Source organism: Candidatus Nanosynbacter sp. HMT-352 (assembly GCF_022819345.1).
Lineage (GTDB): Bacteria > Patescibacteriota > Saccharimonadia > Saccharimonadales > Saccharimonadaceae > Nanosynbacter.
This window is the reverse complement of the sequence record NZ_CP089288.1, coordinates 87759-102036: the sequence shown is the minus strand read 5'-3', so window position 1 is coordinate 102036 and position 14278 is coordinate 87759. Positions and strand designations below refer to the sequence as shown.

Sequence of the window (14278 nt, the reverse complement as noted above, 5' to 3'; positions counted from 1 at the left end):
TTTGGCGCTATAATAGATTTATGAAAATCACTGATATTTCTCTTCAGACTCGTGATAAAAATCGTGTCAATGTAAGTGTTGACGGGAAATATCGTTTTAGCTTGGACGTATTTCAGGTCGGCGAGCTAGGCATCAAGATTGGTCGCGAATATACGGAAGAGGAAATTTCGAAACTAGAAGACGATAGTCAGTTTGGCAAGTTATATGCCAGGTCTATAGAGTACTGCTTAATGCGTCCGCGAGCCATCAAAGAAGTGCGCGATTACCTGCGTCGGAAAACGCTAACGACTCGTCGACGTTCGGCGAAAACTGGAAAAATTATTGAGCGTCCTGGAATAAAGCTGGAGATTACCGAGCGCGTCTTGGATCGTCTTATTGAGAAAAAATATTTGGACGATGAAAAATTTGCTCGATTTTGGTTTGAACAGCGGTTCATGAAAAAAGGCGCCAGTATTCGTCGTTTGAAGTTGGAGTTGGTGCAAAAGGGAATTGATAATACAACGATTGAGTCGTTAGTTAAAGAGAATATTCGCTCTGATGACGATGAATTGCAGAAGATTATTGCTAAAAAACGTTATCGATATAGCGACCAACAGAAGTTTATGCAATATTTGGCTAGGCAGGGTTTTTCTTACGACGACATTAAGAAGGCTCTTGAAAACCCAAATGATTAATCAACTTCTGTAGATTCTGGTTGCGGACGAGGCTGTTTACGGAATGGATTTTCGTATGAATTTATCTGCGGAATAGGTGTTTTTTCGGCTATGTGCGAGATGGTTGCCGATTTTACAACAATTTTATCGTCGGTTACTTTTATAATCTGAGAACGATGAATAAGTAGCTCTGTGTCGCCAAAACTTTTCAAGAACGGTCGCCGAATTCGGAGTTGTTGTATAATAAAATTCCCAGCCGCCAACGTGTATCCGATAACTTTTCCGATTTTCTTATTCTTCTCATCAATAACCAACTTGTCTTTTAATGTAAAATTGATTTCATAAATTTCTTTTATAGTAATCACATCATCAATTCCGATGATCTCATCGGTTGAATCGATAATCATACCAAGCGGTCCAATCTCTCTGACGTCGTTTATGCGAAGTAAACTAGGGTGCTGGTCCAAAAGTCGCCCCTCGAGCTCATATGCGATTATAGATAGATTCTTCGGATTGATAATTTCCCGCGATGTTCGCGCCAGTTCGGAGCCCGTCTGAAGACTCATGACGGGAATATCAAGGAAGCGATCTGCGGATATAAGCATAACTATATTATAAACGGTTACGTTCTATTCGGCAAACGGATTGGAGCGACCAGATGGCAGGCTAAACGAGTCATTTGCTGAAGTTGACGGTCGGAAGTCTTTAATGACTTTCATGGTTTTTTTATCGAAGCTTATTGATGCAGTTTGTGGTTCTTCGGTAGGAACTGCTAAAAGTCCGCTCAAAAGAAATATCGCGATTGCTACGCCTCCGATTACGACAACGCTATATATTATCACATGAAATCGCCACAGGAATTTGGATAGTGATTTTACGATTGGCTCGAGCTGTTCTGATATTGATGGACTCATCGTGTATAAACCTTTACTTCAAGTGATTGGATTGATATTTCATGATTATTTGCACCTCTGGAAATTGACACGCCTAAAAGCTGCATTCGGGTGACATTTTTTTCAATAAGACTAAGGAAATGTAGGAATTTCGTGTAATCTATATGATCTCCCAATTGAATTGATACAAAAGTGCTTTTCACTCCAGCAGGATTGGTGGATGTCCGCTTGCTAGGTTTCGCTGTCTTGGCAGAAGTTGTTGGTTCGTTTTGGAAAGAGAAAGCTTTAATCGGAATGCCGGCGCGGTTGGCGTAGGTATTTAGATCCTGAATAATCTGATTTTGATATTGATAAAGTTTCGATTCTGAGACGATATTCTTTGCTTTTTTAACTGTGTCGGAATTGCGATCGAGCTGAGATTTTGATGCTAGCAAACTTTGTATTTTTGCGTCAACTGCAATTGCTTCTGTTTGCATTTTTCCAACTTCTTCTGATGTTTTGCTTAAGAATGAATAGGCGAAAATAACTAGCCCTACCATTGCTGATAATATTATGAGCAATAATAACGACAGGACAATTCGCGCGATGCTGGCATTTAGAACTTTTTTCATTGTTTTAAGACCTCTGGCTTTGGTGTAACGCTAATTGTTATAGTGATTGGATAATCTGCAGGCTTGTCTGACGATTGGTTTCCATCGCTATAAACAACAGTCTCCAAGTGAACGTTACTAAATATTTCTGACTTTTCTAAGCTGGTTTTTATTCGGATGGCGTCATCCCTGTTTTTTCCAAGAGCTGTTAATGACAATGGTTTATCTAACGCTGAAGTGTCTAATGCCAGAGAATCCAAAACCATACCCGATGGGATGTATTGTGCAATTTTTGGGATGATTGTAGAGTAATGGGCTTCGTTGCTAATGATCGCCTTAGCCGAGTCGAGGTCTTTCTTAAACTCGCTAACTTCTTTTTGCGTCGATTGGTATTGAGCAAGTTTGGCATTTCCTTCGTCAATGTTAGCTTGAGCTGAGGTGCGGCTATTTTCTAAGAACAGATAAAACCCACCAATAGTTAAGAATAGCAAACCTGCAAATATCAATGATATGATGCAGTACCGTCTTAAGATGACGTTTACTCGCCCGGCGCTGATTTGCTTTTTTTCTTGAGGAGGGAGAAGGTTAATCATAAATATCCTCCTGCTTGATTAAGGCTAGTCCCGCAACTGGTGATAGCTGAGAGCGAAGCTGTTTTGCCGGCTGCTCTAGTCCATCGAAATTCAGCATTTGCCACGGACTTGCCACGCGCGCTGGCATTAATAGTTCGTTTGTGAAAAAATCACCAATTCCTGGTAAATTACCGCCGCCACCAACGATGAGAACTTGCTCGATTTTTTTCTCGTCAGGGAAGCGGTCTGTGTAATATCGCATAACGCGCTTAACTTCGTTGGTCATTTTTTCCAAACTTGGGCGCAAGGCTCCTGCGATTCTGGCTTGCCTTGGGCCGGGATTTAATCCGTTTAATACCTTAAATTGATGAGCTGTCTCAATTGGTACATTCATTTTTTTAGCTAAATTTAAGGTGAGTGAATAACCGCCAACATTTAAGCCGCCAGTCACACGTATATCAGAATCTAGAATCGCGATATCTGTAGTTGATGTGCCTATGTCGACAATAACAGTAGGAAGCATTCCTTCTTCTGTGCGCTTCAGAAGCCTAGCGATTGCGCTGATGTTCGGCTCAATTATTGCAACTTCCAGACCGCATTGTTTTGTAGCATCTAACATACTATCGATCATTTTCTTCGGTGCAGCACACATTAGCACACTAAGCTCATCTTTCGTACGATTGATGATTCGATAGTCCAAATAAAGAGAATCTAACGGAGCTGGAATGTATTGTTCGGCTTCCAAATTTACCGCACTGCGAATATTACTCTCCTCTTTCACGGGCAGGCTAAATGTCCGCGAAAATGTTCGGTTGGTTGGTATGCCCAGCGCTACGCGATTGCTATTGATCTGTCCTACGACGTTTTTCTTCAATAACGTTTTGATATTCTGCGCCAAATATTCAGTGTTGTCTGCAGAATTTCCGTCGCTTTTTTGAGAATCGAGGTTAATCGATCCATATCCATGAACTAGCATTCGATTTCTATCAATCGACATTACTTTTATGCTTGTTCGGCTGATATCTAGGCCGATAATTGGTTTTTTTCTATAAAATATGCTCGACACGTTATTATTTTCCCACCTATATATCGGTATTATAGCATAAGCTTTTTTGAAAAACTATTATTCCTTAACTTGACCCGCCATACTTGTAATTGGACCCATAACACTAACCGCCACCAGGGCAATAACAACACCCATAGCAACGATCATCACCGGCTCGATAATAGAGCTAACGCCGTCAATCGCGGTATCGACCTCTTCCTCGTAAAAGTCGGCAACTTTAACCAGAACTTTGTCAGTTTGGCCGGTTTCTTCGCCAACAGACAACATCTGTGCTACGATTGGCGGATATAAATCGTCCTGCTCCGCGATAATTTTTGATAAAACTTCACCGTTTTGGACTCGCCTGGTGGCTTCTTTTAGGGACTTTTCGTAGGCGACATTTCCGACAGCGCGCGAAGTTACATCCAGCGCTTCAAGCACAGCCACGCCCGCACCGATGAGAGCGGAGAAGGTTCGAGTAAAGCGGGCGATTGCCACTTTTTTAATAATTGGACCGACAGCTGGAACTTTGATGATGATATTGTGAAATTTTACGCGACCTTTTGGAGTTTTAATATAGCGAATCAATAGCCAAATGCTTCCGACAAATATTGGAATGATTATATACCAAAACGACACTACAAAATCGCTAATCCCGAGCATAATCTCAGTAAGAAGTGGCAATTTGGCGTCAGGTCCGCCCATGTCTTTAATGGTTTTTCCGATAACTGGAATAATGAAGATCATCAGGATGAAGAAGGCGATAATCGTAATGATTAAAAGGACGATCGGATATGTCATGGCGCCTTTAATCTTTTTCTTCATAGATGAGTTCTTTTCTTGTTGTAGAGCCAGGCGCTTTAAGATATCGTCCAAAATACCTCCGGTTTCACCCGCAGCAACCATGTTCACGTAAATATCATTGAAGGTTTCTGGATGTTTACTTAGGGCATCTGCAAAGGACATACCGCCTTCAACATCTTTAATAACGGCGTTGATCGTGTTTCGGAAATTGGCGCTTTCGGCGTGTTTTGCCATAGAGTTAAGGGAACGAAGAATAGGAACGCCAGCTGAAACCATGGCGCTTAATTGGCGAGTAAACATCACCAATTCTTCAGTCTTAGCACCTTTCTTTTTCTTGCCGAAAGAAAAACTAAGCTCTTTTTTTGCGCCTTTTTCTTCAATTTTTATCAATTGTCCGCGTGACCTCAAATTGTTAATGGCAGACAGTTTGTCGGCTGCTTCAATTGTTGAAGAGACGGTCTCTTTCTTTTTATTGACAAGCAAATATTCAAAAATTGGCATAATGTTACTCCCTTGTTGCCCTCAAAACTTCGTCCACGGTGGTGATCCCGCGCAGTGATTTAATAAGTCCGTCCATCTGCATTGTCACCATGCCTTCAGAGATTGCTTGATCTTGAATATCGTTGCTGGTGGCGTTGGCGGTGATCATTTTTTGGATAGGGATGGAAATGCCAAGAACCTCGTAAATGCCAACGCGACCCTTGAATCCGTTATGTCCACACTCATCACAACCTTCTGGGTTTGGCTTCCACAAGTGTTCAATTCCTGAGTCTGTTGACCCCATGGGTGTGTCGCCACCAATTTTATCCTCAAAAGCCTGCTCTTCGAGATCGTGGATTTTCTTAATTGACTCGGTGTTTATCTTAAACATCTCGGTGATATACTTTATTTCTTCTTCGTTTGGAGTGTATTCTTGACGGCAATTCATACACAGGCGTCTAACTAGTCGCTGTCCAATCACCGCCTTCACGGTTGAAGCAATCAAGAATGGTTCAATTCCCATATCCAGCAGACGTGGCAAACATGTCGCAGCGTTATTTGTGTGCAGAGTGGAGAACACCAAGTGCCCAGTTAGCGCCGCTTGAACACCAAGGTTTGCGGTTTCGCCGTCGCGAATTTCTCCGACCATGATGATGTTTGGGTCTTGGCGGAGTAGGGCTCTTAGTCCTGAAGCGAAAGTCATCCCGGCCTTGGCGTTGGTCTGGGTTTGATTGACTCCTGGGATTTTATATTCTACTGGGTCTTCAATTGTGGAAATATTGACATCTGGAGTATTGAGTTCAGACAAGACACTAAATAAGCTGGTTGATTTTCCCGATCCAGTCGGCCCAGTCACTAGGATCATTCCGTTCGGCTGAGCCATTGCGTCTTTTACGGTTGCGAGCGACAGACCCCAATAGCCAAGCTGATCCAGTTTAACAGCCTGGTTTGATTCGTCCAAAATACGCATAACCACTTTTTCACCGTCAGCAATTGGCAATGTCGAAACACGAAGCGCGTATTGTTTTCCTGAAACTTTTATCTTAAATCGTCCGTCCTGTGGTACGCGGCGTTCGTCAATTTTCAGATTGGAGAGGATTTTAATGCGGCTCACCAAAGCGCCGTGAACGTTTCGTGGCAATTTGTTAACTTCCTTCAAAACACCGTCAATTCGGTAACGAACCTGAACGTAATCCTCGCGCGGCTCAATGTGAATGTCGGAAGCGTTGGATTTTATGGCATATTCCAGTAACAAATTAACAGTTTGAGCAATTGGTGAATTTTCCGCAAAATCATCTTGGCTGACGTTTTGGTCTTCGGCGGAAGCGTCTTTTTGCACCGCAATAACCTCGTCAAGCTCGGCATTGATATTACCGCGATAATTTTCCAAACAGTCCAAAATGTTGCTTTTTGTCGCTAGGAAAACCTTAGTGTTGTAGCCAATTTCTTTCTGAATAAAGTTCAACGCCTGCACGTCGTCTGGGTCTTCCATTGCAAGCGATAAGCTGTCGTCCTCGTTTTTCTCAAAAAGCACAACATTATACTGGCGCGCGATATGTTCAGGAATTCGTTTCAATATATCTTCGGGAATATCCTTTGGTTCAATTCGCACGAAAGGCACACCGATATAATCGCCGATCAACTTTGTCAAATCTTCCTCAGAAATGACTTTTTGTTCAATAGCGGTTTCTTGCAATGTTTGCTTTGACCGTTCAGCGATCAATTTCAAATCAGCAAGCTGCGGCTCATCAACAACCCCACCTTGTTTCAGAATACTCTCAATTGTCTGGTCTGAAACACGCATAACTCTTATGGTTATTGTACTATTATCGCCAAAAAAAAGCTAGCATAGTATAATATAAGAGTGAATATTTCTAGTGAAGAGAAAATGCGAGAATTGGGCGCGGCAATTGGTCGGGCTGTTTCTGGCGGGGAAGTTCTGGAATTGGTCGGTGATATTGGCGCGGGGAAAACCACATTGACGAAGGGAATTGCGCAAGCTTTAGAGATCAATGAGCCAGTTCAGAGTCCAACTTTCACGATTTCACGCGTGTACGATTCACCTCGCGGTCTGAGTTTGGCGCATTACGATTTTTATAGATTGGGAAATGCTGGAATTATGAGCGAGGAGATTCGCGAAGTGGTGGATTCTAATTCGGTTGTTGTAGTTGAATGGGCTGGCGCTGTCGATGATGCATTGCCGAGTGATCGGTTGGTGATAAAAATTACTGCGATTAGCGAAGAAGAACGGCTTGTGGAATTTTATCCTGGCGGCAAAAAATCTGATGAACTTTTGAGAAAAATAAAGGAGAATATGGCGTGATAATTTTATTAGACACTTCAACATCAACATGTTTTTTGACAATAGTCAATGGAGAAAATCGTCAGGATTTTGAATGGGAAGCTGGGCGAACGTTGGCGCGGAATTTGTTGAAATTTTTGGAAGAAAAGACTGGCGATTTGCATCTGATAAGCGGCATTGGCGTGATGAAAGGACCAGGAAGTTTTACGGGGCTGAGAATTGGTTTGACGGTTGTGAATACTTTGGCGGACAGCTTGAATATTCCTATTGTTGGTGCGATGGGTGACAATTGGCGTGATTTGGCTTTGGACAAATTGCGTTCTGGCGAGAATGAAAAAATTGTTATGCCAGAGTACGGTGCTACTGCGAATATCACTGCGCCGCGAAAATAATTTTTATCGCCCAAGCCGTCAAAACCGTGTATAATTAAATTACGGCGGTTTGTGATTTTTGATTCGCCGAATTAGATAGTTTGAAGTTGATTGGCTGTTGATATTTTTCCTTGAGACGAACACTCAGGGGCGGCTGATCGGAAAGGAATGATAATGATAGAAGTAATTATTGCCGCGGCTGTTGGAGCTGGCGCGGGCGCTGCTGGTCTTGTTGGATATCAGAGAACTCGCCAAATTAACGGTAAAAATCAGATTGAGCGAGATCTGGCAGATGCGAAAACTAAGGCGAGCGACATTGTCCTTAAGGCTAAGGATGAGGCGCTTAAGATCGAAAACGAGCGTCGCAAGGAATGGCAAAAGACCGAAAATCGTTTGGCGGATCGCGAGAAGACTCTGGACAATAAATTGGAGGAGCTTGATCGACGAGCAGAAAAGTTGCGCGCGCATGAGGATGAAGTTGATAATCTTAAAAATGAAATTCGCGACATCCGCTCCAGACAGCAGGAGAAATTGGAAAAAATCGCTGGATTGAAGAAAAAAGACGCTGCCGATAAGTTAATTCAGATGACTGAGCGCGACATTAAGCAAGACTTGGTCGGTTTGGTGTCGAAATTACAGCATGACGCAATGGATGACGCTGAAGAACGGGCGCAAATGATCCTAGTGACCGCGATGGAGCGGATGAGTAGTGAAGTTACTGCTGAGCGCACGGTGACTGCGGTCAAGTTGACTGATGACGAGATGAAGGGTCGAATTATTGGTAAGGAAGGGCGTAATATTCAGGCGCTGCAGCGCGAAACTGGTGTCGATATTTTAGTTGACGACACACCTGGCATGATTATTTTGTCGAGTTTTGATCCTGTTCGCAGGCAAGTGGCTCGCTTGAGTCTTGAGATGTTGATGAAGGACGGTCGTATTCATCCTGCGCGTATTGAAGAGGTGGTTGCTAAGGCCAAAAAACAGATTGAAAAAGAGGTTCGACAAGCTGGTGAAGATGCTATGCGCGAAACTGGCGTAGTTGGGATTCCGAAGGAAATGCTGCTATTGCTTGGTGAGCTGAAGTTTCGTACCAGCTTCGGTCAGAACGTCTTGAAGCATTCGACTGAGATGGCGCAAATTGCGGGGATGATTGCTGAGGAAATCGGTGCGGACGTGCGCATTACAAAAATTGCTACACTTCTTCATGATGTCGGTAAGGCGGTGTCGCATAAAATTGAGGGCAAGCATCATCATATTGGGGCGGAATTAGCTCGTAAATATGGCATGGATGAGAGAATTGTCCACGCAATCGAAGCACACCACGATGACATCGAAGCGACAACTCCAGAGGCAATTATTGTTCGAGTTTGCGACGCTGCTTCGGCTGCACGTCCAGGTGCGCGTAATGTTTCTGCTGAAAACTTTGCAGAGCGAATGCGCGATTTGGAAAACGTCGCTACGAGTTTTGAGGGAATCGATAAGGCTTATGCAATTTCTGCCGGCCGTGAAGTTCGTGTGATTGTGAGACCTCAGACGGTTGATGATTTGTCGGCGATTAAATTGGCGCGAGATATTGCGACGAAAATTGAGTCGACGATGCAATATCCTGGCACAATTAAGGTTAACGTGATTCGCGAAACGCGAGCAATTGAGTTTGCTAAATAATGAAATTTACAGATGAAGAGCGACGGGCTTGGTTGGCAAGTTTGGATAGGCGTTTTTCTAGTGCGGCGGTGCTGATTGAAAATGAGCAGGGCGAACTATTGATTGTCAAGGCTGGCTATAAAGACCATTGGTCGCTGCCTGGTGGCATTGTTGACGCTGGAGAATCTCCGTTGGAAGCGGCGATACGCGAGGTGAAAGAAGAAGTTGATATTCAGGTCGACCCTAAGGGCTTGAAGCTTGCGATGGTTGCTTCGCGTCATTCTGATGAGTTTTTGACGCATCAATTTGTGTTTTTTACAAAGTTAGAAAACGATGCTTTTTCTGAGATAAAATTGCAGGAATCGGAAATTGTGGCTAGCAAATTTATTGCCAAAAATGAGGTTGACTTTGAAGATATGTCGCTGCTCTGGGCAATCAGATTTTGGGCAATTGATAAATTCGGTTACGTAAATACGAAAATTATTGATAATGACGGCGTGAAAAAAGAAGTTGTAGAATTTTTTTCGCCGATGATTGGAGGGAAATAATGGGAATATTAGTTATTAGTCGGCACGGTGAGAGCGAGTGGAATCTGCTCGGTAAGTGGACTGGCTGGACGGATGTTAATTTGACGGAAAAGGGTCATAATGACACAGTGCGATTGGGCGCTTTATTGAAAGGCTTGTCATTTAATGAAGCTTACACTTCATCATTAAAACGCACACAACAAACTTTGGCAGCACTACTCGAAGGCTGTGGTGTCGAAAATCTACCAACAACGCATGCAACTGAGTTAAACGAGCGTGATTACGGTGATTTGACTGGAAAAAATAAATGGGAAGTTAAAGCGGAGATTGGCGAAGAGGCTTTTAATGGCATTCGGCGCGGTTGGGATTATCCAGTGCCGGGCGGCGAAACTTTGAAAGATGTTTATGCACGAGTTGTTCCATATTTCGAGCAAGAGATTTTGCCGAAATTGCAGAATGGAGAGAATATTTTATTGGTGGCTCACGGCAATTCTATTCGGGCTTTAATTAAACATCTTGATCAAGTTCCAGAGGCTGAGATGGCGAATGTAGAGATGCCATTCGGTCAATTATTGGTTTATACGTTCGAGCCCGGTCAATCTTTGCCAATCAAAAAAGAAGTGCTGTCAGTTGAGATTGAAGCCGTGAATGCTTAGCTGTTGTATTTTTAGTGATCTCTTTTAAGTTTTATGGGATTTTCCTGTACTTATTCAGTGATATATGTTAAGATAGATCAGAGCGAATGATAGAGATATCTTCGGGGTGTGGCGCAGTTGGCTAGCGCGCGCGGTTTGGGACCGTGAGGTCGAAGGTTCGAGTCCTTTCACCCCGACCAATTGAAATCATTCAATGTATTAAAATAACTGGTATTTAACCAGTTATTTTTTTATTTTCGTATAATCCAATAATCAAGTCGCCATCATGGAATTCTTGCTTTAATTGCCAATAGGGCGGAACTTGTTTTTTATATTCGTCATATGTTTTTTCGCGAAGAATTAGCCAGATTCTTGGAGATTTTACTGACTCTAAAGAACTAATTTCTGGAGTATTTAGTTTCTTAATTAATCCCCATTCGCCAACCCAACCCAGCTCTTCTTTTGGCTTCAGGAGAATAATCTCTTTATTTGTGTGGTTGTAATAGGAAGTATGAAAATAGGTGTAGATCTCGCCAGAGATAATAACATCACTACTCTGGATATTTTTATTTATATGATTCATGGCTGTGTTGGTATTATTCCAGGATGATTCCGCAATATTTTTACCGCCGATGTGCCACATGTAATGACCGATAAATAATGTCAGGACAATAGATATTCCAATAGGCCACCATTTTTTATTAGAAAAAATAAGCCCGATGAATACCGCAATCAAGCCGTAAAACGCTGGCACTGAATAAGTGAAGTATCGATCTAAGTAAACTGGTCGACCCTGGCTGAGTATGTAAACGATGATCATCGGCAGCAGCAACCAAATTGTTAAAATCCAAATTGCTGCTTGGTATTTTGGGTGTTTTTTGGCTAGGATGAATGAAATTACGATTATAATTGGTGGCAGTAGCAATCCAAAATAGCGGACAATTCTGTCGTCATAAGTTAAGAACATTGATAATGTTGTCGGGATGGTAAATTTAGTGACTTCGGGGATCCAGAAGCTGCCGCTTACCCGGCTGGTCTGGGAGATCATAACTGGTAGCCAGGGGAGGAATAGTAAAAAGCATGTTTCTGCGGCAAGCCAAACGTTTTTGTCCTTAAATATATTTTTTATGGCAGTGTGATTTCCGCCAAGCTTTAGCCAAATATAAACAAAATGTGCCGGTAATATGAGCGCTAGAAAATACTGAGTATAAAGACCGAGTGCTACTAAAATTCCGTATAGCGCCCACCAGAACTTCTTGTTTTTGCGCTCGACCGCCACGACAAATGCGTATGTCATTGCTACAGCCAAAAATGCCGCCAGTGCATACATTCGAGCTTCGTCGCTATAGCGAATTAAGAATGGTCCTAGCGCTGCTAAAAAACTTCCGAATACGGCGATTCTTTTAGAGAAAAGTCTTTGGAGTAATAGGAATAATAGGGCAATCGTCAGAACTCCGCACGTAACACTAAATCCTCTGAGCGAAGCTACGGAATTGCCGAAAATCGATTGCCAAACGTGCATGATAACGTAATAAAGCGGCGGGTGAACATCTGTGGTTGTGATGGCGATAATTTCCCTGATCGGCTGCTGAATGATGGCCGCCGTATATCCTTCATCGTGCCAAATATTGGCTTTTGTTAAATAGGTAAGTCGAACGTTGATGGCTAAAATTAAGATTGGGATTAGCCAAATCCAACCTGGCATTTTATAAAGAAATGCATATAGCTTTTTAAGATATATACGGATTTTTTTCATGAATTATCTGGATAATTTTAACGCTATCTCTCTCGCTTTATTCGCTAAAGTATTGTCAATTTTTCCCAGTCCCGAGTTCGCGCTTACGCCGCGTCGCTCTAGTGCTTCGCCAATAAGAAAATCTGCAATCTGCAGGTTTTTGGGTAGAATCGGGCCGTGGAGGTAAGTGGCAATGACGTTGTTATAGCGAACACCTTCGTTTGCATCGGTCATATTATTGCCGGCGCCTTTAATAACTTGCCCAAGAGGTTTGGCTGTCTTATCTAAGAAAGTTTGTCCGCTGTGATTTTCATAGCCAACGATATCGCCAAATTCCTGGCTTTTGATAACAATATTACCAATCATCCGCTCGTCACCAGCAATTGTTTCAATCGGCAGAATGTTAGCGCCAACAATTTCCTCGCCCTTGAGTGTTCGGAAAAATCGACCAAATAATTGGTACATTCCGCAAATCATCAACATCGGCACACCGTCTTTTGCTAATTGTCGCAGTTCATCAGCTCGCGACAGAAGATCATTTTGGATAATCGTCTGCCCGGAATCTTGTCCGCCGCCGCCAACAAAAATATCAATTTTAGAAAAATCCGTTGAATCGCCTGGATTGTGATCGATAATCTCAACTTCAAAGCCGCGTCGCTCCAGCCGTTTTTTCAGAACTAGCGTGTTGCCCCAGTCGCCATAAAGATTCATATCTCGCGGATAAAGTTGCGCAATTGTTATTTTCATTATGATATTTCCTCCACGTCGGTTTTTTCGCTCAGTAGGCGACGAATTGTCGTCATGGCTGTGTAGCTACAAAAAATCTGTTTTGGCTCATCGGGATTAGTATTAATGAAATCTCCCAAGGCTTTCGAAATATTGGTGTCAATTTTCCCAATTGGAATGTCGTCATATTGAAGCCGCAAAGCCATATCGTAAGCGCGCGCGCCACTGATCATTGCTACGTTTTTTAATAGTGAAAAATCGACGTCCCAGAACCAACTTACATCTCGTCCGTCGGCGTAATTGTCATTAACAGCGATCATCGTAGTGCTATTATTTTTGGCAAACGACAGAAGTGCCAACCGAAAGCCGCTTGGATTTTTCACTAAAATAAGCTCAATTGGCGTGCCATTCAGGTAAATCGTTTCGCCACGACCAAACGCCGGCTTTATGCTTTCCAGCGCAGATAAAATCATATCGGTAATTTCCGGTCCCGCTATTTGTCGAGCCAGGGCAACCGCCGCCGCCGCATTGAGAAGATTATAAACTCCAGTGAGTTGTAGATCTACGTCGATTTCTTTATTGTCAATTTGAAAAGTCGCCTGTTGAGCGTTAATTTTTTTCAATAAAACATCAGCCGCCACGCTCTGATTCGCGGTTGCGGTTCCGTATTTTAGAGTGTCGTCCGTTGGCATCAATTGAAGTAATTCGCTGGTTGTACCGAAGAAAACTTTTTTAGCCTGAGTATGTTCGCTAATCTTAAAAATTCGTGGATCGTCGCGGTTGAGAACGACAGTGTCGCTGGTGGCTTCAGCTATTTTTTGAAGCAATGCGGCTGTATTGTCGATTTCTCCAAATCTGTCCAATTGATCGCGCATAACATTCAGAAGCAGGGAAAAGCGCGGACGAACAATTTGCACAAACTTAACCGCCCAAGCCTCGTCCAGTTCCAGAACTGCAATGTCGGCGTCCAGCTTGCCGCGGATATTGACCTCATCAAGTAGCGCCGCTGCCACACCTCGGGAAAAATTGCTGCCAGTACGATTGGTGAAGACTTTCAGCCCGACTGATTCCAGCAACTCTACGACGATTTTTGTCGTCGTCGTTTTCCCATTCGTTCCGCTGATAATCACCACGCCTTGCGGCAAATCTGCCAACGTTCTCTGAATAAATTTTGGGTCAATTTTTTCAATCACCAAACCCGGCAAGGCTGAACCGCCACCGCGTAATTTAGCGACTTTCTTGACGCTTTTGCCAATAATAGTACTAATCATCTGTCTTGCCATATTGTCTATTATACTCTG

The 14278-nt window shown here is 43.0% G+C and carries 16 protein-coding genes and 1 tRNA gene; 7 read left to right on the top strand and 10 right to left on the bottom strand.

Features of this window, described 5'->3' with window-relative positions:
* Positions 1-20 precede the first annotated feature (20 nt).
* Positions 21-674: a regulatory protein RecX gene (locus LRM46_RS00570; protein WP_243813160.1), complete on the top strand. Its 654-nt coding sequence runs from the start codon at positions 21-23 to the stop codon at positions 672-674.
* Here LRM46_RS00570 and LRM46_RS00565 read toward each other — a convergent pair.
* The 7 genes from LRM46_RS00565 to LRM46_RS00535 are packed head-to-tail and all read right to left on the bottom strand — an operon-like array spanning position 671 to position 6841.
* Positions 671-1258 (bottom strand): PRC-barrel domain-containing protein, encoded by a 588-nt coding sequence (locus LRM46_RS00565; RefSeq protein ID WP_129745290.1) that lies wholly within the window; start codon positions 1256-1258, stop codon positions 671-673. The genes LRM46_RS00570 and LRM46_RS00565 overlap by 4 nt on opposite strands.
* A 24-nt stretch (positions 1259-1282) precedes the next feature.
* Positions 1283-1567, bottom strand: coding sequence for a hypothetical protein (locus LRM46_RS00560; RefSeq protein WP_243813159.1), 285 nt, complete (start codon positions 1565-1567; stop codon positions 1283-1285).
* Positions 1564-2157, bottom strand: a complete 594-nt coding sequence (locus tag LRM46_RS00555) for a hypothetical protein (RefSeq protein ID WP_243813158.1) — start codon at positions 2155-2157, stop codon at positions 1564-1566. Before LRM46_RS00555 ends, LRM46_RS00560 begins: the two co-directional genes overlap by 4 nt.
* Entirely contained in the window at positions 2154-2729 is a 576-nt protein-coding gene (locus LRM46_RS00550; protein WP_243813157.1) for a PilN domain-containing protein, read from the bottom strand. The genes LRM46_RS00555 and LRM46_RS00550 overlap by 4 nt, the downstream gene beginning before the upstream one ends.
* Positions 2722-3774 carry a type IV pilus assembly protein PilM gene (gene pilM / locus LRM46_RS00545; protein ID WP_243816791.1) on the bottom strand — a complete coding sequence of 351 codons (1053 nt, stop codon included), beginning with the start codon at positions 3772-3774 and terminating at the stop codon, positions 2722-2724. Before pilM ends, LRM46_RS00550 begins: the two co-directional genes overlap by 8 nt.
* A gap of 57 nt (positions 3775-3831) precedes the next feature.
* Positions 3832-5058: a type II secretion system F family protein gene (locus tag LRM46_RS00540; RefSeq protein ID WP_243813155.1), complete on the bottom strand. Its 1227-nt coding sequence runs from the start codon at positions 5056-5058 to the stop codon at positions 3832-3834.
* A 4-nt stretch (positions 5059-5062) separates the two neighbouring features.
* Positions 5063-6841: a GspE/PulE family protein gene (locus tag LRM46_RS00535; RefSeq protein WP_243813154.1), complete on the bottom strand. Its 1779-nt coding sequence runs from the start codon at positions 6839-6841 to the stop codon at positions 5063-5065.
* A gap of 60 nt (positions 6842-6901) precedes the next feature.
* Between LRM46_RS00535 and tsaE the strand changes: the two genes are divergently transcribed.
* The 6 genes from tsaE to LRM46_RS00505 all read left to right on the top strand — a co-directional run bounded on the left by tsaE (position 6902) and on the right by LRM46_RS00505 (position 10716).
* Complete coding sequence (gene tsaE, locus LRM46_RS00530) at positions 6902-7360, top strand: tRNA (adenosine(37)-N6)-threonylcarbamoyltransferase complex ATPase subunit type 1 TsaE (protein WP_243813153.1); 459 nt, start codon at positions 6902-6904, stop codon at positions 7358-7360.
* Positions 7357-7731 (top strand): tRNA (adenosine(37)-N6)-threonylcarbamoyltransferase complex dimerization subunit type 1 TsaB, encoded by a 375-nt coding sequence (gene tsaB, locus LRM46_RS00525; RefSeq protein ID WP_129744019.1) that lies wholly within the window; start codon positions 7357-7359, stop codon positions 7729-7731. The genes tsaE and tsaB overlap by 4 nt, the downstream gene beginning before the upstream one ends.
* Positions 7732-7884: 153 nt before the next feature.
* Positions 7885-9375, top strand: a complete 1491-nt coding sequence (gene rny / locus LRM46_RS00520) for a ribonuclease Y (protein WP_243813152.1) — start codon at positions 7885-7887, stop codon at positions 9373-9375.
* The gene (locus tag LRM46_RS00515) at positions 9375-9902 is read left to right on the top strand and encodes an NUDIX domain-containing protein (RefSeq protein ID WP_243813151.1); all 528 of its coding nucleotides are present in this window, start codon (positions 9375-9377) and stop codon (positions 9900-9902) included. The genes rny and LRM46_RS00515 overlap by 1 nt, the downstream gene beginning before the upstream one ends.
* The gene (locus LRM46_RS00510; RefSeq protein ID WP_129631530.1) at positions 9902-10537 is read left to right on the top strand and encodes a 2,3-bisphosphoglycerate-dependent phosphoglycerate mutase; all 636 of its coding nucleotides are present in this window, start codon (positions 9902-9904) and stop codon (positions 10535-10537) included. The genes LRM46_RS00515 and LRM46_RS00510 overlap by 1 nt, the downstream gene beginning before the upstream one ends.
* A gap of 102 nt (positions 10538-10639) precedes the next feature.
* A tRNA-Pro gene (locus LRM46_RS00505) sits at positions 10640-10716 on the top strand.
* Positions 10717-10751: 35 nt separating this feature from the next.
* On the opposite strand, the gene LRM46_RS00500 is transcribed toward LRM46_RS00505, so the two are convergent.
* From LRM46_RS00500 to LRM46_RS00490, 3 genes are read right to left on the bottom strand one after another with little or no spacing between them, the layout of a single operon-like run.
* Positions 10752-12272: a glycosyltransferase family 39 protein gene (locus LRM46_RS00500; RefSeq protein WP_243813150.1), complete on the bottom strand. Its 1521-nt coding sequence runs from the start codon at positions 12270-12272 to the stop codon at positions 10752-10754.
* Between the two features lie 3 nt (positions 12273-12275).
* The gene (locus tag LRM46_RS00495) at positions 12276-12998 is read right to left on the bottom strand and encodes a type 1 glutamine amidotransferase (RefSeq protein WP_243813149.1); all 723 of its coding nucleotides are present in this window, start codon (positions 12996-12998) and stop codon (positions 12276-12278) included.
* On the bottom strand, positions 12998-14260 hold the full coding sequence (locus LRM46_RS00490; protein WP_243813148.1) for a Mur ligase family protein: 1263 nt from the start codon (positions 14258-14260) through the stop codon (positions 12998-13000). The genes LRM46_RS00495 and LRM46_RS00490 overlap by 1 nt, the downstream gene beginning before the upstream one ends.
* Between the last annotated feature and the right edge of the window lie 18 nt (positions 14261-14278).